Annotated in this window: 18 protein-coding genes and 1 pseudogene; 11 read left to right on the top strand and 8 right to left on the bottom strand. The window is 66.4% G+C overall.

Features of this window, described 5'->3' with window-relative positions; all coding sequences use genetic code 11:
* Window positions 1–6: 6 nt before the first annotated feature.
* Window positions 7–1,626 (bottom strand): acyl-CoA carboxylase subunit beta, encoded by a 1,620-nt coding sequence (locus FN976_RS09705; protein ID WP_145892820.1) that lies wholly within the window; start codon window positions 1,624–1,626, stop codon window positions 7–9.
* Between the two features lie 287 nt (window positions 1,627–1,913).
* Between FN976_RS09705 and FN976_RS09700 the strand changes: the two genes are divergently transcribed.
* The 11 genes from FN976_RS09700 (at window position 1,914) to FN976_RS09650 (ending at window position 13,368) form a co-directional block, all read left to right on the top strand.
* Complete coding sequence (locus FN976_RS09700; protein WP_145892819.1) at window positions 1,914–2,579, top strand: TetR/AcrR family transcriptional regulator; 666 nt, start codon at window positions 1,914–1,916, stop codon at window positions 2,577–2,579.
* Between the two features lie 16 nt (window positions 2,580–2,595).
* Window positions 2,596–3,345 (top strand): electron transfer flavoprotein subunit beta/FixA family protein, encoded by a 750-nt coding sequence (locus FN976_RS09695; protein ID WP_145892818.1) that lies wholly within the window; start codon window positions 2,596–2,598, stop codon window positions 3,343–3,345.
* Window positions 3,345–4,286, top strand: coding sequence for an electron transfer flavoprotein subunit alpha/FixB family protein (locus FN976_RS09690; protein WP_145892817.1), 942 nt, complete (start codon window positions 3,345–3,347; stop codon window positions 4,284–4,286). The genes FN976_RS09695 and FN976_RS09690 overlap by 1 nt, the downstream gene beginning before the upstream one ends.
* A gap of 14 nt (window positions 4,287–4,300) precedes the next feature.
* A complete protein-coding gene (locus FN976_RS09685) occupies window positions 4,301–5,467 on the top strand; it encodes an acyl-CoA dehydrogenase family protein (RefSeq protein WP_145893152.1) in 1,167 nt (388 codons plus the stop codon).
* A gap of 11 nt (window positions 5,468–5,478) precedes the next feature.
* Window positions 5,479–6,654 (top strand): CaiB/BaiF CoA transferase family protein, encoded by a 1,176-nt coding sequence (locus FN976_RS09680; RefSeq protein WP_145892816.1) that lies wholly within the window; start codon window positions 5,479–5,481, stop codon window positions 6,652–6,654.
* Window positions 6,655–6,670: 16 nt separating this feature from the next.
* Window positions 6,671–8,035: an MmgE/PrpD family protein gene (locus tag FN976_RS09675; protein ID WP_145892815.1), complete on the top strand. Its 1,365-nt coding sequence runs from the start codon at window positions 6,671–6,673 to the stop codon at window positions 8,033–8,035.
* Window positions 8,032–8,868, top strand: a complete 837-nt coding sequence (locus FN976_RS09670) for an HpcH/HpaI aldolase/citrate lyase family protein (protein WP_145892814.1) — start codon at window positions 8,032–8,034, stop codon at window positions 8,866–8,868. Before FN976_RS09675 ends, FN976_RS09670 begins: the two co-directional genes overlap by 4 nt.
* 27 nt (window positions 8,869–8,895) lie before the next feature.
* Window positions 8,896–9,684 carry a citryl-CoA lyase gene (locus FN976_RS09665; protein ID WP_145892813.1) on the top strand — a complete coding sequence of 263 codons (789 nt, stop codon included), beginning with the start codon at window positions 8,896–8,898 and terminating at the stop codon, window positions 9,682–9,684.
* Window positions 9,685–9,736: 52 nt separating this feature from the next.
* A complete protein-coding gene (bioB, locus tag FN976_RS09660) occupies window positions 9,737–10,747 on the top strand; it encodes a biotin synthase BioB (RefSeq protein ID WP_145892812.1) in 1,011 nt (336 codons plus the stop codon).
* Window positions 10,748–11,276: 529 nt separating this feature from the next.
* On the top strand, window positions 11,277–12,152 hold the full coding sequence (locus FN976_RS09655) for a tyrosine-type recombinase/integrase (RefSeq protein WP_145892811.1): 876 nt from the start codon (window positions 11,277–11,279) through the stop codon (window positions 12,150–12,152).
* Window positions 12,153–12,162: 10 nt separating this feature from the next.
* Window positions 12,163–13,368, top strand: coding sequence for an IS91 family transposase (locus FN976_RS09650; protein ID WP_145892810.1), 1,206 nt, complete (start codon window positions 12,163–12,165; stop codon window positions 13,366–13,368).
* Between the two features lie 295 nt (window positions 13,369–13,663).
* Here FN976_RS09650 and FN976_RS09645 read toward each other — a convergent pair whose 3' ends face one another.
* The 7 genes and pseudogenes from FN976_RS09645 to FN976_RS09615 all read right to left on the bottom strand — a co-directional run.
* Complete coding sequence (locus tag FN976_RS09645) at window positions 13,664–14,035, bottom strand: DUF305 domain-containing protein (RefSeq protein WP_255440273.1); 372 nt, start codon at window positions 14,033–14,035, stop codon at window positions 13,664–13,666.
* A gap of 23 nt (window positions 14,036–14,058) precedes the next feature.
* Window positions 14,059–14,526, bottom strand: coding sequence for a four-helix bundle copper-binding protein (locus FN976_RS09640; protein WP_432417860.1), 468 nt, complete (start codon window positions 14,524–14,526; stop codon window positions 14,059–14,061).
* Between the two features lie 233 nt (window positions 14,527–14,759).
* Window positions 14,760–15,107: a copper-binding protein gene (locus FN976_RS09635; RefSeq protein ID WP_145892809.1), complete on the bottom strand. Its 348-nt coding sequence runs from the start codon at window positions 15,105–15,107 to the stop codon at window positions 14,760–14,762.
* Window positions 15,104–15,604, bottom strand: a complete 501-nt coding sequence (locus FN976_RS09630) for a DUF411 domain-containing protein (RefSeq protein WP_186510804.1) — start codon at window positions 15,602–15,604, stop codon at window positions 15,104–15,106. The genes FN976_RS09635 and FN976_RS09630 overlap by 4 nt, the downstream gene beginning before the upstream one ends.
* A complete protein-coding gene (locus tag FN976_RS09625; RefSeq protein WP_145892808.1) occupies window positions 15,579–16,103 on the bottom strand; it encodes a cupredoxin domain-containing protein in 525 nt (174 codons plus the stop codon). Before FN976_RS09625 ends, FN976_RS09630 begins: the two co-directional genes overlap by 26 nt.
* A gap of 44 nt (window positions 16,104–16,147) precedes the next feature.
* Window positions 16,148–17,560 carry a multicopper oxidase family protein gene (locus tag FN976_RS09620; RefSeq protein ID WP_145892807.1) on the bottom strand — a complete coding sequence of 471 codons (1,413 nt, stop codon included), beginning with the start codon at window positions 17,558–17,560 and terminating at the stop codon, window positions 16,148–16,150.
* Window positions 17,561–17,594: 34 nt separating this feature from the next.
* Window positions 17,595–17,960: pseudogene (locus FN976_RS09615) on the bottom strand (TolC family protein); the annotation flags it as partial.
* Window positions 17,961–18,088: the final 128 nt, after the last annotated feature.

The following is an 18,088-nucleotide window of genomic DNA, read 5'->3' as shown; positions in this document are numbered from 1 at the left end:
GCCTGCTCACATCCGCGCCACGCCGAAGCTGCTGGGCCGCAACGTGCGCGCCCGGCCTTCACGGCAGGTGGCCAGCGTCATCGCCAGCACCTGGCGCGTGTCGCGCGGGTCGATGATGCCGTCGTCCCACAGTCGGGCGGTGGCGAACAGCGCGTGCGACTCCATGTCGAAGCGTTTCAGGATCTCGGCGCGCATCGCGTCCAGCTGGGCCGGTTCGGGGGCCTTGCCGGCGCGCGCCATCTTCTCTTCGGTGACGATGCGCATCACCGTAGCCGCCTGCTCGCCGCCCATGACCGCCACCCGGGCATTGGGCCAGGCGAAGACGAACTGCGGGTCGTAGGCCCGCCCGCACATACCGTAGTTGCCGGCGCCGAACGAGGCGCCGATCATCAGCGTGATGCGCGGTACCGTGCAATTGGTGACGGCCTGGATCATCTTCGAGCCGTGCTTGATCATGCCGACCTGTTCGACGTCCTTGCCCACCATGAAGCCGGTGGTGTTCTGCAGGTACACCAGCGGCGTGCCCGACTGATTGCACAGCTGCATGAATTGCGTGGCCTTGTTCGACCCCTGCGGATCGATCGGGCCGTTGTTGCCGATGAAGCCGCAGGGCTGGCCTTCGATGGCGCCGTGGCCGCAGACGGTGGCGGCGCCGAAATCGGGCTTGAAGTCGAGGAAGTCCGAGTCGTCGATGAGCCGCGCCAGCAGTTCGCGCACGTCGTAGGGCTGGCGGTAGTCGGGCGGCACGAGGCCGGCTATGTCATCGGCCGCGTAGCGCGGCGGCTTCCAGGCGCGCAGCGGCGCGGTCGGCGGGTTGTTGTTCCAGGGCAGGCGGGCCAGTACGTCACGCGCAATGCGGATGCCGTCGGCGTCGTCCTCGGCCAGGTACTCGGCGACTCCCGATACGCTGGTATGCATCTCGGCGCCGCCCAGTTCCTCATCCGTCGCGATCTCGCCGGTGGCTGCCTTCAGCAGCGGCGGGCCGGCGAGGAAGGCCTTGGCCCGGCCGCGCACCATGATCACGTAGTCCGACATGCCCGGCAGGTAGGCGCCGCCGGCGGTGGAGTGGCCATGCATCACCGTCACCTGCGGAATGCCGGCGGCCGACAGTCGCGCCTGGTTGGCGAAGCCGCGACCGCCTTCGATGAAGACCTCGCCCACATGCATCAGGTTGGCTCCGCCGGACTCGACCAGCCGCACCACCGGCAGCTTGTTTTCCAGCGCGATGGCTTCGGCGCGAAGGCTCTTCTTCATGCCCATCGGCGTGATCGTTCCGCCCTTGATGGCGCTGTCGGACGCGAAGATCATGCAACGCACGCCCGAGACGATGCCGATGCCGGTGACGATGCCGCCGCCCAGCACGTTCTTTTCGCCGTCGTCGTCGTGCATGCGAAGGCCGGCCAGGGTGGACAACTCCAGCCAGGGCGAGCCGCGGTCGAGCAAGCGCGCGACGCGCTCGCGCGGCAGCAACTGCTTGCGGGCGCGGAACCTGGACTCCATCGCGTTGGACGTATCGCGCACTCGGCCCTCGAAGCCGCGGAACGATTCGACAAGGGCGAGCATCTGCGCCCGGTGGCGGACAAAAGGTTCCGAGCCGGAATCGATCTGGGACTGCAGGACGGGCATGGGTCGCGATGGTTCGTTCGATGCGGATGGAAGGATCGAAACGCAGGCCGGAGTCCGCGGGGGCGGACAGAGAGCCCCGCCCCTCGAATGACCAGACAATCGCTGACCTAACAACCGTTAGAAGATGCAATGGTACAGGAAAGCCGCGCCGTCGTCACTTGCCGCGCGGCATGCTGGAGTGTCGCTGATCGAGCTGCACGCGCGCCGCGGTTGGACTCGGGCCAGTGCCGGCGTCCAGTGCCGGCACTGCATCGACCTAACGTTCGTTAGCTGATAAAATATGAAACATGAACGACGCAGGCGACACAAGCCGCAGGAGCCTGATCCTGAAGACCGCGGCGAAGCTCTTTCGCCAGCACGGCTACGAGCGGACCTCGGTGCGGCAGATCGCCGAGGCCCTGAGCATGACCTCGGGCTCGATCTTCTATCACTTCACCTCCAAGGAAGAGTTGCTGGTCACTGTGATGGAAGAAGGCGTGCGAGACATCCTGAGCGGGGTTCAGAACGGCCTCGCAGGCGAGTCACGCCTGCCGGAACGCATGCTGGCGATGGTGCGTTGCCATCTGACCGCCCTGTTGGGGCCGAAGCTGGACGCGATGACCGTGATGCTCTACGAATGGCGCAGCCTGTCCGAGCCGGCACGGGCACGCGTGCTGACCTCGCGCGACGCCTATGAGGAACTCTGGATGGCGCCGATCGACGAGGCTGCCGCCCTGGGCTTGGTGGACGCCGATACCGGCCTGGTGCGCCACACCGTGCTGGGCGCGCTCAACTGGACTGGCCAGTGGTATCGACCGGACCGTCGCGTGGGCGTGGAACTGCTGGCGCAGCACATGTTTCACTTCCTTTTCCCGCGCCTCGCCCAGCGCTTGGGCTCGGTCGTGACCGAGGGCATTGGACGGGGGAACGGCGGAAGCCGCAGCTCGCTCCAGCTTCTGCAGACTGGAATGTAAAACCGATGGAGAAAAAGTGAAAGTACTTGTCGCCGTGAAACGGGTGCTCGACTACAACGTCAAGGCCCGCGTGAAGTCGGACGGTTCGGGAGTCGATCTCGCGAACCAGAAGCTGTCGATGAACCCCTTCGACGAAATCGCCTGCGAAGAGGCGGTGCGGCTGAAGGAGGCCGGCGTGGCCACCGAGATCATCGCCGTCTCCTGCGGTCCGGCCGGCTGCCAGGAGACGCTGCGCAGCGCCATGGCCATCGGCGCCGACCGCGCTGTCTTGGTCGAGACCAACGACGCGCTTGAACCGCTGGCCGTGGCCAAGCTGATGCAGCACGTGGCCGCCAAGGAAGGCGTTCAGGTTGCCATCTTCGGCAAGCAGGCGATCGACGACGATGCCGGGCAGACCGGTCAGATGTTCGGCGCGCTGATGGGCTGGGCCCAGGCCACTTTTGCCTCGCAGGTGAAGATCGAGGGCGGCACGGCGACCATCGGCCGCGAGATCGACGGTGGCCTGGAGACGCTGCAGATGAAGCTGCCGGTGGTCATCACGACCGACCTGCGCCTGAACGAGCCGCGCTTCATCACGTTGCCCAACATCATGAAGGCCAAGAAGAAGCCGCTCGAGGTGATCAAGGCTGCCGACCTGGGCCTGGACCTGGCGCCGCGCACCGTCACTCTGCGCGTGGACGAACCGGCGGCGCGCAAGGCCGGTATCAAGGTCGCCGATGTGGCCGAACTCGTCAAGCGACTCAAAGAAGAAGCGAAGGTGATCTGATGACAACCCTGATCATTGCGGAACACGACGGCGCGGCGATCAAACCCGCCACACTCAACACCATCGCCGCCGCCATGAAGATCGGAGGGCCGGTGCATGTGCTGGTGGCCGGAAGCGGCTGCGCCGCCGCCAGCCAAGCCGCCGCGGCGGTGGCCGGCGTCGCCAAGGTTCTGGTGGCCGACGCTGCCCACTACGGCGCTCAACTGGCCGAAAACCTCGCCGCGCTGGTGGTCCAGCAGGTGGGCGCCGATGCCTCGTGCACGCACGTGCTGGCGCCGGCCACGGCCTTCGGCAAGAACGTGTTGCCGCGCGTGGCCGCGCTGCTTGACAGCTCGCAGCTGTCCGACGTGACGGCTATCGAGTCGCCCGACACCTTCCAGCGCCCGTTCTACGCCGGCAACGCCGTGGCCCGTGTGCAGTCCAGGGACAAGGTCAAGGTGCTGAGCATTCGTACCACGGCCTTCGACCCGGTGGCGGCCAGCGGTGGCTCGGCCGCGGTGGAAAGCGTCGCCGCGGCTGCCGAACTGGGCCTGACGCAGCTGGTCGGGCGCGAGGTGGTCAAGCTCGAACGCCCCGAGCTGACGGCCGCATCCATCATCGTCTCGGGCGGCCGCGGACTGGGTGCGGCCGACAAGTTCCATGGCGTGCTCGAGCCGCTGGCCGACAAACTGGGCGCGGCGCTCGGCGCGTCGCGCGCCGCGGTCGACGCCGGCTATGCACCGAACGACTACCAGGTCGGGCAGACCGGCAAGATCGTGGCGCCGCAGTTGTATGTTGCGGTCGGTATCTCCGGCGCCATCCAGCACCTGGCGGGCATGAAGGACAGCAAAGTCATCGTGGCCATCAACAAGGACGCCGAGGCGCCGATCTTTCAGGTCGCCGACTACGGACTGGTGGCTGACCTGTTCCAGGCCGTGCCCGAACTCGTTTCGGCGCTGTAGGTCTGCCCATGCCCATGTCCGATGCCCACGAACGTCACCCTGAACTGCGAGCGGCCCTGCGCGAGTTGTGCAGCCGGTTCCCCGACGAGTACTTCCGCCGCATCGATGACGCGCGAGGCTACCCCGAGGCCTTCGTCGATGCCCTGACACAGGCTGGCTGGCTGGCGGTGATGATCCCCGAGGAATACGGCGGCGCCGGGCTGGGCCTGGCCGAAGCCTCGGTGGTGATGGAAGAGGTCAACCGCAACGGCGGTAACGCCGGCGCCTGCCACGGCCAGATGTACAACATGGGCACCCTGCTGCGCCATGGTTCGGACGAGCAGAAGCGCCGCTACCTGCCCAAGATCGCCACCGGTGCGCTGCGCCTGCAGTCCATGGGCGTGACCGAGCCGAGCGCCGGCACCGACACCACGAAGCTCAAGACCACCGCGCTGCGCAGCGCCAGCGGCGACCGCTACGTCGTCAACGGCCAGAAAGTTTGGATCTCGCGCGTCCAGCACAGCGACCTCATGATCTTGCTGGCGCGTACCACGCCGCTGGCGGAGGTCAAGCGCAAGTCCGATGGCATGTCGATCTTCATCGTCGACCTGCACCAGGCTACGGCCAAGGGGATGACCGTGCGCCCAATCCGCAACATGGTCAACCACGAGACCAACGAGTTGTTCTTCGAAAACCTCGAGATCCCGGCCGAGAACCTGATCGGGGAGGAAGGCAAGGGCTTCAAGTACATCCTCGATGGCCTGAACGCCGAGCGCACGCTGATCGCCGCCGAATGCATCGGCGACGGGCGCTGGTTCGTCAAGCGCAGCGCGGCCTACGCCTGTGATCGCCGCGTTTTCGACCGCCCGATCGGGCAAAACCAGGCCGTGCAGTTTCCGATCGCCGAGAGCCACATCGAGCTGGAGGCCGCCGACCTGATGCGCTGGCGCGCCTGTGACCTGTTCGACGCCCACGAACCCTGCGGCGCCGAGGCCAACATGGCCAAGTACCTGGCGGCCAAGGCCTCCTGGGAAGCTGCCAACGCGGCGATCCAGACCCATGGCGGATTCGGCTTTGCCTGCGAATACGACATCGAGCGCAAATTCCGCGAGACGCGGTTGTACCAGGTGGCGCCGATCTCGACCAACCTGATCCTGTCCTACGTGGCCGAGCATGTGCTCGGCCTTCCGCGTTCCTTCTGAAAAGGGTTCCGATGCTTCCGTTGCAAGGCATGCTGGTCGTCACACTGGAACACGCCATCGCTGCGCCGTTCTGCACCAGGCAACTGGCCGACCTCGGTGCACGCGTCATCAAGGTCGAGCGCCCTGGCGAGGGCGACTTCGCCCGCGCCTACGACACGCGTGCACGCGGCTCGGCCTCGCACTTCGTCTGGTGTAATCGCAGCAAGGAAAGCCTGACGCTGGACCTGAAGAACCCCGGCGCGCGGGCAGTTCTGCAGAAGCTGGTGGAGCGCGCGGACGTGCTGGTGCAGAACCTCGCGCCCGGTGCGACCGCACGCATGGGCCTGGACCATGCCAGCCTCGCGCCCATCCACCCGCGCGTCGTGGTCTGCGACATCTCGGGGTACGGCGACGGCGGCCCGTACACCGAGAAGAAGGCCTACGATCTGCTGATCCAGAGCGAATCGGGCTTCGTCTCGGTGACCGGCACGCCCGAGCATCCGTCCAAGGCCGGGCTGTCCATCGCCGACATCGCCGCCGGCATGTACGCCTACAGCAGCGTGCTGGCCGCGTTGCTGGAGCGTGGGCGTACCGGCCGTGGCCAGCGGCTGGAGATCTCAATGCTCGAGGCGATGTCGGAATGGATGGGCTACCCGCTCTTCTACACCTTCGAGGGCCAGCCGCCGCCGGTGCGTGCCGGTGCCTCGCACGCCGCCATCTACCCCTATGGCCCCTTCACCTGTGGCGACGGCAAGTCGGTGGTACTGGGCGTGCAGCACGACCGCGAGTGGACGGCCTTCTGCAACAAGGTCCTGCTGCAGCCGGCGCTGGCCAAGCAGTACCTGGGCAACGCCAACCGCTTGGCGCAGAAAGACAAGCTGTTCGGCATCATCGACGCCGTGTTTTCGAAGCTGACGGCGGCACAGTTGATCGAGCGCCTGGAAGACGCGCAGATCGCCAACGCCCAGCTCAACGAGATGGCCGATCTGTGGAAGCATCCGCAACTGCGGGCGCGCCAGCGCTGGGCGGAGATCGGCACGCCGGGCGGGCCGGTGCCGGCGCTGTACCCGCCGCACCACCTGTCGGGCGACGAGCCGCCGCCTATGGGGCCGGTGCCGGCCCTTGGCCAGCACACCGATGCCATCCTGGCCGAACTGGGCTACAGCGCGGCTGACATCGCGCGTTTGCGTGCCGAGCGCGCAGTTTGACCATGAAGGGCTGTTCATGAGCTCGCAAGACACTCCAGGCGCCAGGCTGGCCGCCTTCGCCGCCGGCCTGCGCTTCGAAAGCATTCCGGCGCCGGTGCTGCGGCGCACCGAAGACCTTTTCCTGGACTGGGTCGGCTCCGCGCTGGCCGGCAAGAGCGCCCGCGCGGTACAGGCCATCGAGGCCTATGCGTCCAGCATGGGGCCGGCCGATGGCAGCGCCGAAGTGCTTATGACGCGGCGCATGACCTCACCGCATTTCGCCGCCATGGTCAACGCGGCGGCCTCGCATGTGGTCGAGCAGGACGACGTGCACAACGGCTCGGTGTTCCACCCTGCGGCGGTGGTCTTTCCGCCCGCACTGGCGGTGGCGCAGGCCATCGGTGCCAGCGGGCGCGAGTTCCTGGCCGCAGCGGTGGCGGGCTACGAGGTCGGCATCCGTGTCGGCGAATTCCTCGGCCGTTCGCACTACCGCATCTTCCACACCACCGCCACGGCGGGCACGCTGGCCGCCGCCGCCGCCACCGGGCGGCTGCTGCGGCTGGACGCGGCGCAGATGCTGCACGCCTTCGGCAGCGCTGGCACGCAGGCGGCCGGGCTGTGGGAGTTCCTGCGCGATGCCGCCGATTCCAAGCAATTGCACTGCGCCCATGCAGCATCGGCCGGGCTGGCTTCGGCCTACCTGGCACAGGCCGGTTTCACCGGTGCGCGCCAGATCCTCGAAGGCGCGCAAGGCCTCGCGGCCGGCATGTCGAGCGACGCTGACCCTGCGCGCCTGACTGCCGGGCTGGGCAGCCGCTGGGCGACGGCCGAGACTTCGTTCAAGTACCACGCCTCGTGTCGCCACACCCACCCCAGCGCCGATGCGCTGCTGCTGCTGATGCGCGAGCACCGGCTGAAGCCCGATGACATCGCCGCCATCACCGCGCAGGTCCACCAAGGCGCCATCGACGTGCTGGGCCGCGTCGTTGTGCCCGGCACCGTCCACCAGGCCAAGTTCTCGATGGGGACGGTGCTCGCCCTGGTGGCCGAACATGGCTATGCGGGCCTGGACGAGTTCGATCGCCACTTCCTGGCGCCCCGCATCGCCGTGTTGCGTGACAAGGTCACGATGCAGCTCGACACAGAGGTCGACACGGCCTATCCGCAGCGCTGGATCGGCAAAGTCAGTGTCCGCACGCAGGACGGTCGCACGATGCAAGCACGTGTCGACGAGCCCAAGGGTGACCCGGGCAATACCCTCAGTCGCCCCGAGCTCGAGGACAAGGCGCGCCGTCTCGCTGCCTACGGCGGTGCGGCGACGCCGGCCGAAATGGACGGGCTGATCGCCCGCACCTGGGGCGTGGCTGACGCTCCCCGCATGGGCCGCTGGCTGCCGGCATGAGCAACGCCGTCGCCGCCGGCGCGTCGCCACGCGCCTATCTGTTTGTTCCCGCCGACCGGCCCGAGCGTTACGCCAAGGCGCGCGCCTCGGGCGCCGACGCGGTGATCGTCGATCTCGAGGATGCGGTGGCACCCGCAGCGAAGGCCGGCGCGCGCGACGCTCTGGCCAATGCGCTGGACGAGGCCGCGCCGGTGGTGGTGCGCATCAATGCCGCTGGCACGCCGTGGTTCGAGGACGACCTCGAGTTGTGCCGGCACCCCGGCGTGGCGGGCGTGATGCTGCCCAAGGCCGATGGCATTGACGCCGTCTGCAGCGCCTTCGAGGCCTGCTTCAAGGACGTGCTGGCGATCATCGAATCGGCGCGTGGCATCGAGGAGGCGCGCAACATTGCGCGTGTGCCGGGCGTCGTCCGGCTGGCCTTTGGCAGCGTCGACCTGGCGCTGGACCTGGGCGTTGACTGCGACCCTGATGGCACAGAGGATGAACTGCTGCACTTCCGTTCGCAGGTGGTGCTGGCCTCGCGACTGGGCGGGCTGGACGCGCCGGCCGACGGCGTCAGCACCGCCATCGACGATGCGGTGCGGTTGCGCGCCGACGCCGAGCGCGCGCGGCGCCTGGGCTTCGGCGCCAAGCTTTGCATCCACCCCAGACAGGTGGCAGCGGTGCAGGCCGCCTTCATGCCCGACGCCGAACGCGTCGCGTGGGCGCGCCGCGTTTGCGCAGCGTTTGCCGCCGCCGCCGGAGCTGCCGTGGCCGTTGACGGCCAGATGGTTGACAGGCCGCTGCACGAGCGCGCCCTGGCCATCCTACGCAGGGCCGGCGGCACTGCCTGAATCACCAACGCAACAAAGGAAACCTTAATGGCCCGCAAGACCAAACCCATCCGATCGGACATCGCCTGGAGCACGCCCGACAGGATCGAGGTCCACGGCAAGAGCCTGCCCGACGAACTGCTGGGCCACATCAACCTGGGTGACATGGCCTTCCTGCAGATCGTGGGGCGGATGCCGACGGCGCCGGAATCGAAGCTGTTCAATGCGGTGGCGGTCACGCTGGTTGAACATGGCATCACGCCCAGCGCACTGGCTGCGCGGCTGACCTACGCTGGCGCACCCGAATCGCTGCAGGCCGCAGTTGCGGCCGGGTTGTGCGGCCTGGGCACAGTGTTTGTGGGTTCGACCGAGGGCACCGCGAAGATGCTGTACGAGGCGCTGCCGCCCGGCACGAAAGGCGCGGACCTGGAGAAGATCGCGCGCGAGGTCGTCGCCGGTTTCCGTGCCCGGGGGCAGATCGTCCCCGGCTTGGGCCACCCGCTGCACAAGCCCGTGGACCCGCGCGCACCGCGCCTGTTCCAGATCGCCAAGGAGAACGGCTTCTCGGGCGACTACGTCAAGCTCGAGCAGCTGATCTGCGCCGAGGCCGAGCGGCTGTCGGGCAAGATGCTGCCGGTCAATGCCACCGGCGCGATTGGTGCCATCTGCTGCGAGCTCGGTCTGCCATGGAAGATCGTGCGCGGCATCGGGGTGCTGGCGCGCGCCATCGGCCTGGTCGGCCACATCCTCGAGGAAAGCAACAACCCGATGGCCATCGAAATCTGGCAGCGGGTGGAGGACGAGGCGACGGCGCACATCCGTCCGGGCGCCGCCTGATAGTCCACTGATTGACCACAGCCCCCTTTCACTCAACCGACGCGGCCTCATCATGTCTGACCTCACAAGCCCCGTTTCCAAGCCGATCGAGCTGTTCCGCCAGATCCCGCGCCAGAGGAGCAGCGACGGGGTGCAACGCTGGCCGGTCGACGCCGTGGTCGAGCTGCTCGAGCTGCCCTTCAACGACCTGATCTTCCGTGCCCAACAGGTCCACCGCGAGCACTTCGATCCCAACGAAGTCCAGCTGTCGACTCTGCTGTCGATCAAGACCGGTGGCTGCGAGGAGGATTGCGGCTATTGCCCGCAATCGGTGCACTATGACACCGGGGTCGAGGCCACCAAGCTGCTGGAGCCCGCCATGGTGGCCGCCGCGGCGCGCGCGGCACGTGAGCAGGGCGCGTCGCGCTTCTGCATGGGCGCGGCCTGGCGTGCGCCCAAGGACCGCGACATCGACAAGGTGGCCGAGCTGGTGCGCGTGGTCAAGGCCGAGGGTCTGGAGTCCTGCTGCACGCTGGGAATGTTGACCGACACCCAGGCGCGTGCGCTGAAGGAGGCCGGGCTCGACTACTACAACCACAACCTCGACACCGCGCCGGAGGCCTACGGGCGCTTCATCTCCACACGCACCTACGACGACCGGCTACAGACCCTGCAGCGCGTACGCGAGGCCGGCATCAATGTCTGCTGCGGCGGCATCGTCGGCATGGGCGAATCGCGCCGCGAGCGTGCCGGTCTGGTGGCGCAGATCGCCAATCTCGACCCGTACCCGGAATCGGTGCCCATCAACCAGCTGGTGCAGGTGGAAGGCACGCCGTTGCACGGCACCGAGGCGCTCGAGCCGTTCGAGTTCGTCCGCACCATCGGCGTGGCGCGCATTACCATGCCCAGGGCTCGCGTGCGTCTGTCGGCCGGTCGCCAGCAAATGGGCGAGGCGGTGCAGGCGCTGTGCTTCCTGGCCGGCGCGAACTCGATCTTCTACGGCGACAAGCTGCTGACCACCGGCAACCCCGACTGGACGGCCGACCAGCGCCTGCTCGGCGCGCTGGGCATCGCGGCGCGCTGAGACCCTCACTCGGATTCACTTGGCTAGCTGCGACAGCAGGTTCACGGTTCACGTGGTGAGGCACCGAGAGATTGAGATGGGTCCCCCAGGTGGAAAGCGCCGCAAACCTTGCGGGCCGCGACGTCGGGGAGCGAGCGTCCGGCTCCTCAGGTTGAGCCGGCTCCTGCTGTTTGGATAACTCCCACTATCGATGGGTCGCATCGGCCATTCACACCCTGAACGACGCAGTGGTGTCGATCGGCTGCTTTGGGTGAAAACATCGAGCGGCGGATTCATAGTCCGCCGACCGGACCACTGCCTTGATTCGGCAGTGCTCAAGACGAGAGACGAGACGGCTGCTTTGGGTCGTTCTCAGACATCGAGTGACCCGAACTCCCTCTGAGTGAGGCCTCGAGGGCAGAGTTCGGCCAAAGGACTAAACCGCTACGCGGTAGCCCCTCCGGCGACATCGGGGTAGCTCGAACCGGTGGCGATTCTGCGATGTTGGCGAGCGAGGCAATCCGCCTCGTTCACCCACAGGAGCAGGACCATGACTCCATCGACCGCGACCGTCACGCCGCTGCGCCAGCGCATGCTCGACGATATGCGCATGCGCAACCTGGCGCCCAAGACCCAGAGCGCCTACATCCGGGCAGTGCGCAGCCTCACCCGGTACCTGCGACGCCCCCCTGACACGGCCACCCCCGAGGACCTGCGCCTGTTCCAGCTGCACATGGTTGACGCAGGAACGTCGCCGGTCTCGCTGAACGCCACGCTCACGGGCCTGAAGTTCTTCTTCGACGTGACCCTGGAGAGCGGCGACGTGATGGCCAGGGTGCGTCCGGTTCGCACGCCGCGCAGGCTGCCCGTGGTCTTGAGCCAGGAGGAAGTCTCGCGGCTGATCGCTGCGGCGCCCAACATCAAGTACCAAACCGCCCTGTCGGTGGCCTACGGCGCCGGGCTGCGGGTGGGCGAGATCGTGCGGTTGCGTGTCGCCGACATCGACAGCCAGCGCATGACGCTCCGCGTGGATCAGGGCAAGGGGCGCAAGGATCGCTACGCGATCCTGCCCCCGCTGCTGTTGCAGCGCCTGCGCGCCTGGTGGAAGGCCGCGCATGCCGAAGGCGCCATCCGCGCCGAAGGCTGGCTCTTTCCTGGCCGAGACCCGGTGCAGTCCATGAGTACACGGCAGCTCAATCGTGTTGTGCACGAGGCGGCTGCGGCCGCCGGCATCGGCAAGCGGGTGGCCATGCACACGCTGCGCCACAGCTTCGCCACCCACCTGCTGGAGCAGAAGGTCGACATCCGTGTGATCCAAGTGCTGCTCGGGCACGCGAAGCTGGAGACCACCTCGATGTACGCCCAGGTGGCCACCGAAGTGCTGCGCGAGGTGATCAGCCCCATCGAGACGCTGCCGCCCGGGTAGCGCCCCGCCCGTGGAGCGGCCTGTCCTGGAGGTCGCCGACATCTTCCGCCGGTACGGGCCGGCCTGGCGCGCCGACCAGTGCGGCCACCTGAGCCTGGGCCAGCTGAAGGTCATGACCGCCATCGAACGGTGCCGCACCGCGGCACTGGGAGGACACGCGCTGCGCTGCGACGGCTGCGGCGCTGCCCAGTTGGCGTACAACTCCTGCCGCAACCGTCATTGCCCCAAGTGCCAGGCGAGCGCCGCCCAGCGCTGGCTGCAGGAGCGCCAGGCCGACCTGCTGCCAGTCGAGTACTTCCACGTGGTGTTCACGCTGCCGGCCCCGGTGGCGACCGTGGCCTACCAGAACAAGGCGCTGGTCTACGGCATGCTGTTCGACGTCGCAGCCGAAGTGCTGCAGACGATTGCCGGCGACGCGAAGCATCTGGGTGCTCGCATCGGCGTGACGCTGGTGCTGCACACCTGGGGCTCGGCGCTGACGCACCACCCGCACGTCCACGGGATCGTGCCGGGCGGTGGCCTGGCGCGGGACGGCAGCCGGTGGGTCTCCTGCCGGCGCGGGTTCTTCCTGTCGGTGCGTGTGCTCTCTCGCCTCTTCCGGCGGCGCTTCCTCGAAGAGCTGCAGAGGGCCCACGGCGAAGGTCGGCTACGGCTGCTGGGCGATCTGGCAGCGCTCGCCGATGGCGCAGCCTTCGCCCGCTGGGCGGCACCACTGCGCAAGACCGAATGGGTGGTCTACGCGAAGCGGCCCTTCGCCGGGCCGCAGGCCGTGCTGGCCTACCTCTCCCGATACACCCACCGGGTGGCGATCTCCAACAGTCGCCTGATCGGCATGGCCGATGGCCAGGTGACCTTCCGCTGGAAGGACTACCGGGCCAAGGGTCGCACCAAGCACAAGGCGATGACGCTGGAGGCGCCGGAGTTCATCCGGCGCTTCCTGCTGCATGTGCTGCCCGCCGGCTTCCACCGGATTCGGCACTACGGCTTGCTGTCCAACGCCAATCACAAGCAGGACATCGCTCAAGCGCGGCAGCTGCTTGGTGTGCAAGGGTCCCAAGAGCGGACTCAACATGCCGAGGAGCTATCGAAGACGCAGGCTGAAGGCACCGCGCCGGCGTTCGTCTGCCGCCACTGCGGCTGCGCCATGACGATCGTCGAGATCATTCTTCGGGTGCAGAACATCCGCGGACCACCGCCAACAGGACCACCGCCGTGACCGTCTGCCATGCTCGGCGTCGTGAGTGCTTAGCAAGCACTCGGGGCATGCTCGTGCCGATCAAGCGGAACGTGCCGCTGAAGCGCCACGGCAACCGTGCGTACGGACGCCGCTGGCCTGCACATCGCGCGAATGCGGGCGGACGGGCGACGATCACCCCGCGGGCGTTACCCTCGCCAACGCTCGCGACCATGCAATCGCCATAGCTTGCGTCCTCAGCCGTGGGCGTGCCCCGCGGTTTCCTCCCTTGAGGCTTGTCCGACACCTGCCCTTCTGTCGTAGCAGGGGAGCGTCGTCACGCTCGCCGGGCAGGTATCCGACACTTTTTCTGCGCGGAGATGATGTCTTTGGCCATCTTTTTCATCTGCGGCTCCTTGCCGTCCTTGAGTTCCGCTTCGGCCATATGGATCGCGCCCTCGTGATGAATCCGCATCATCATGGCGAAATCGACGTCCGGCTTTCCGGTCATCGGCATGGAGGACATCTTGTCGTGCATGTCCTTCATCATTGACTTCATGTCCATCTTGCCTGCCGGCATGGAAGAGGGAGCCGCCATGCCTGCCATCGGCGCGGCGCCCGGCTTGGCCGGCGTTTGGGCATATGCCAGAGGTTGCAGGAACGCGAGCGCCAAGGCGATGGTGACTGCGTGTTTGTTCTGATTGGTCATGTTGGTCTTTCGGTGAGGGGAATTCAAGCCATTGCGGCCATCTTGCGGCATTCCTGGCCGCACTGATGGCAGGCCTTCGCGCACTGCTGGCAGTGCTCCATGCCGTGTTTTGCACATTCGTCGCCGCAAGACTGGCAAATGTCGGCGCACAGGCTGCAGATGGCCTTCGCATGCTCACTGCCACGAGCCATGGCGGCGGCCGCCAGCTGACAGATCGCGGCGCAATCCATGTCCAGCGCGATGCAGCGCGCCATCATCTTCACGTCCGGCTCTTGCAGACAGGAGGCGGCGCAATGGTTGCAGGCTACCGCGCAGGCGTGGCAGGCTTCAATGCAAGAGAGGTGTTTCTGGTGGGGCACGATGTTTCTCCAAGGCTGGTTGGCCGCCCATGGCGGCTGGCGGCACAACGCCGCGACGACTTCCAGCGCCGCCGGCGCCGACTGCTGCCCCTGCTCCCTTTGAACAAACCCGCGCAGACGGGCGTTCGCCACTCACTTGTGCACGCAGTCCCCGCAGCTATAGCTACCGCTTTCGAGACTTACGTACGCGCGGACCGCGCTGCCTGGGCTTGCCCAGTCCACGCCGCTTCTCGCGCCAGACCGCAAACAAGACGAAACCAACCAAGCAAGCCGCACCCAGCCCTCCGCCCACCAATATCAAGGTCAACGTCTCCCGGGAGGCGCTGGCCAGCTTGAACATCTCATGGGACATGGCCGGGGCGAAATCACTTGGCTGGCAGGATCTCGGTGACCGTGAACTTGCCGCCGTCGCCGTTGGCCCTGAAGCGGATCTTGTCGCCGGCCTGGACCTTGTCCAGCATGGACGCATCACTGACCCCGAACACCATCGTCATGGGCGGCATATCCAGATTCTTGATCGCGCCATGCTTGAGCGTGATCTTCTTGCTGTCCTTGTCGACCTTGCGCACCTCTGCCTCGGTCGCTTCTCCCGCTGCCGCCGCTGCCGCGGGGGTTGATCCGGCGGCGGTGGCCTGGGCCAAGCTGGCCAAGGGGACGGTCGACACCGCGGCGCCGAGGGCGGCGGTCCACAGGATGTTTTGGAGGGACTTCATGACTTGCTTCCTTCATAGCGTTGATAAATCTTGGCGCTGGCATCCTTGGCCAGCAGCATCACGTTGTAGGGATCCTTGCGGTTCCCATAAGGCCCGCCATCCATGCCGGGCGAGCCGACCGGCATGCCAGGCACAGCCAGACCCAGGGCGGTCGGCCTTTCCTTGAGCAATCGATGGATCTCACGCACCGGCACATGGCCCTCGATGACATAGCCGCCGATGAGAGCGGTGTGGCAGGAGCCGTACTTGGGATCCACGCCCAGCCTGGCGCGCATGACTTCGTTGCCTGTGTCGTTGACCTTGACCTTGAAGCCACCGGCTTCCAGGTGGGCCACCCAGTCCTTGCAGCAGCCGCAGTTCGGGTCCTTCCAGACTTCGGCGAAGATCGCCTTCGCCGAGGCCGGGCCGTGCATGACCAGAAGCGCGCCGCCGATGGCGCCGACCAGGGCAGCGCGGCGGCTGAGGACTTCGTCAGTGCTTGTGGCTCGTGTGTCCATCACTCTTCCCTGCCGCGACCACCTTGATCTTGCCGACCATGCCGGCTTGGTAGTGGCCCGCAATCAGGCACGCAAAATCAAAGTCGCCCGGGCGGTTGAAGGTCCAGACCACCTCGCCTGTCTTGCCCGGCGCCACGTGCGCCATGTAGGGCTCGTCGTGCTCCATTTTCGGAAACTTCAGCATCAGCGCGGCGTGCTCATCGAGCACCTTTTTCGTGCCGATGACGATCTCGTGCATCTGCTGGCCGGTGTTCTTGACGACGAACTTCACCGTGTCGCCTTGCTTGACTTCGAGCTTGTCCGGGGTGAAGCGCATGTTGTCGCTCATGACCAGTTCGACGGTCCGCTTGACGGCCTTCGCGTCCCCCGCGATGCCCCAGTCCTTCTGTTCCTTCTTGACCGGGCCGGCCTTCTTCTTGTGGTCCTCTCCTTCGTGAGCGGCGGCGCCCAGCGATGCGCCCATCAGGGCCGCGGCCAGCAGTGCGTTCAGTAGTTTCATCTCGAATGTCCTTTCAGTGAGACAGATTGGCGAATCGCCGGGGGTTAATGGCCGGTATGGCCGCTGGGTTTACGGATCTGGACCTCCACGTCCTTCTTTGGCTTTCCCTGCACCGGCATGGAGCCTGTTCCTTCGGACTGGAAACGCGCCGGATTGGGGAGCTGGCCCTTGAACTCGTAGGCCACGGTGCCCGCGGGATGCTTGAACCAGTCGGTGTTTTTGTAGTCGCCAGGCTTTTGATCGCCCCTGACCTTGACGACGGTGAACATGCCGCCCATTTCGACGGAGCCGAAAGGACCCTGTCCGCCCATCATGGGTTCGGTGTTGTCCGGCAGTGGCATCGTCATCTCCGCCATGTCGGCCATGCCGCGCTCGCCCATCACCATGTAGTCGGGCACCAGGTTGACGATGTCCTTGACCACCTTGCGGTGGTCCACGCCGATCATGGTCGGCACGTCATGGCCCATCGCATTCATCGTGTGGTGGCTCTTGTGGCAGTGGAACGCCCAGTCGCCCTCCTCGTCGGCCAGGAATTCGATCTGGCGCATCTGGCCCACGGCCACATCGGTCGTCACTTCGTACCAGCGCGTGCTCTTGGGCGTTGGGCCGCCGTCGGTGCCGGTGACGAGGAACTCATGCCCATGCAGGTGAATGGGATGGTTGGTCATCGTCAGGTTGCCGATGCGGATGCGCACCTTGTCGTTCTTGCGCACGTTCATCGAGTCGATGCCCGGGAAGATGCGGCTGTTGAAGGTCCAGAGATTGAAGTCCAGCATCGTCATGATCTTGGGCGTGTACGCACCCGGATCGACGTCATAGGCGTTGAGCAGAAAGACGAAATCGCGATCCACCTCGTCGATCAGCGGGTGCTTGGCTTTGGGGTGCGTGACCCAGAAGCCCATCATCCCCATTGCCATCTGCGTCATTTCGTCCGCGTGCGGGTGGTACATGAAGGTGCCGGGGCGGCGTGCCACGAACTCGTAGACGAAGGTCTTGCCCGGGTCGATCGCCTTCTGGTTCAGCCCCGCCACCCCGTCCATGCCGTTCGGTAGGCGCTGGCCGTGCCAGTGGATGCTGGTGTGCTCAGGCAGCTTGTTGGTGACGAACACCCGCACCCGGTCGCCCTCCACCACCTCGATGGTGGGGCCTGGGGACTGGCCGTTGTACCCCCACAGGTGCGCCTTGAACCCTGGCGACATCTCGCGCACGACCGGCTCGGCGACCAAGTGAAATTCCTTGATGCCGTTGTTCATGCGCCAGGGCAGCGTCCAGCCGTTGAGCGTGACGATGGGGTTGTAGTGCCGCCCGGTGTTGGGCACCAGGGGCGGCATGGTGTCCGGCTTAGTCTGAAGCACCGGCTCGGGTAACGCCGCCATCGCGACCTTGCTAATCGAGGCTGCGGCGATGGCGCCCGTGATAGCGCCCGCGCCGGACAAAAAATTGCGTCTACTGGTCATTGTTTTGGTTCCGTATATGGTCTGCGGCGAGCCATCAATGGCCCGGCCCTTCCGAGCCGCCAGCGGTGCTGGTGGAGACCGGCGTCGCGCCCATGGCCATTGGCTTGCCGATGATCGAAGCGGCGAGGCCGGCGTCGGCCAGCCAGAACTGCTGCTGTGCATTGATGGCCTGCATGACGCTGGTGACTTGGTCCCGGCTGTCGGCCAGCAACTCGAAAACGCCGATCAACATGCCGTTGTAGCGAAGCACGTTCTCCTCTGCCATCACTTTGCGAAGCGGCACGATCTCGTCGCGGTAGTGCCTGGCCAGGTCGTAGGCCGTACGGTAGGCCGAGTAGCTCTCTCGCAGCTGCGACGAAGCAGAGCGCACCACGGCCTCGTACCGGTTGGCTGCGGCCAGGTGCGTATTTCGGCCCAACTTGGACACCCCGTTCGGAACCCGCTGGACACCAGGTTCGGCGCGACCTGGTCACTCTTTCGGCGAGGCGGTCACTGTCATGAAGCGAACAACCTGCCAGTAGTCGACGC

This window comes from Caenimonas sedimenti, assembly GCF_007833165.1.
In the GTDB taxonomy this organism is placed as follows: domain Bacteria; phylum Pseudomonadota; class Gammaproteobacteria; order Burkholderiales; family Burkholderiaceae_C; genus Ramlibacter; species Ramlibacter sedimenti.
This window is presented reverse-complemented; position numbering and strand designations above follow the sequence as displayed.

Coding starts and splice junctions, on each gene's coding strand:
- FN976_RS09705 (WP_145892820.1), bottom strand. CDS start 1,626: ATGCCCGTCCTGCAGTCCCAGATCGATTCCGGCTCGGAACCTTTTGTC.
- FN976_RS09665 (WP_145892813.1), top strand. CDS start 8,896: ATGGCCCGCAAGACCAAACCCATCCGATCGGACATCGCCTGGAGCACG.
- FN976_RS09670 (WP_145892814.1), top strand. CDS start 8,032: ATGAGCAACGCCGTCGCCGCCGGCGCGTCGCCACGCGCCTATCTGTTT.
- FN976_RS09645 (WP_255440273.1), bottom strand. CDS start 14,035: ATGACCAATCAGAACAAACACGCAGTCACCATCGCCTTGGCGCTCGCG.
- FN976_RS09690 (WP_145892817.1), top strand. CDS start 3,345: ATGACAACCCTGATCATTGCGGAACACGACGGCGCGGCGATCAAACCC.
- FN976_RS09620 (WP_145892807.1), bottom strand. CDS start 17,560: ATGACCAGTAGACGCAATTTTTTGTCCGGCGCGGGCGCTATCACGGGC.
- FN976_RS09685 (WP_145893152.1), top strand. CDS start 4,301: ATGTCCGATGCCCACGAACGTCACCCTGAACTGCGAGCGGCCCTGCGC.
- FN976_RS09625 (WP_145892808.1), bottom strand. CDS start 16,103: ATGAAACTACTGAACGCACTGCTGGCCGCGGCCCTGATGGGCGCATCG.
- FN976_RS09675 (WP_145892815.1), top strand. CDS start 6,671: ATGAGCTCGCAAGACACTCCAGGCGCCAGGCTGGCCGCCTTCGCCGCC.
- FN976_RS09655 (WP_145892811.1), top strand. CDS start 11,277: ATGACTCCATCGACCGCGACCGTCACGCCGCTGCGCCAGCGCATGCTC.
- FN976_RS09700 (WP_145892819.1), top strand. CDS start 1,914: ATGAACGACGCAGGCGACACAAGCCGCAGGAGCCTGATCCTGAAGACC.
- FN976_RS09680 (WP_145892816.1), top strand. CDS start 5,479: ATGCTTCCGTTGCAAGGCATGCTGGTCGTCACACTGGAACACGCCATC.
- FN976_RS09635 (WP_145892809.1), bottom strand. CDS start 15,107: ATGAAGTCCCTCCAAAACATCCTGTGGACCGCCGCCCTCGGCGCCGCG.
- FN976_RS09630 (WP_186510804.1), bottom strand. CDS start 15,604: ATGGACACACGAGCCACAAGCACTGACGAAGTCCTCAGCCGCCGCGCT.
- bioB (WP_145892812.1), top strand. CDS start 9,737: ATGTCTGACCTCACAAGCCCCGTTTCCAAGCCGATCGAGCTGTTCCGC.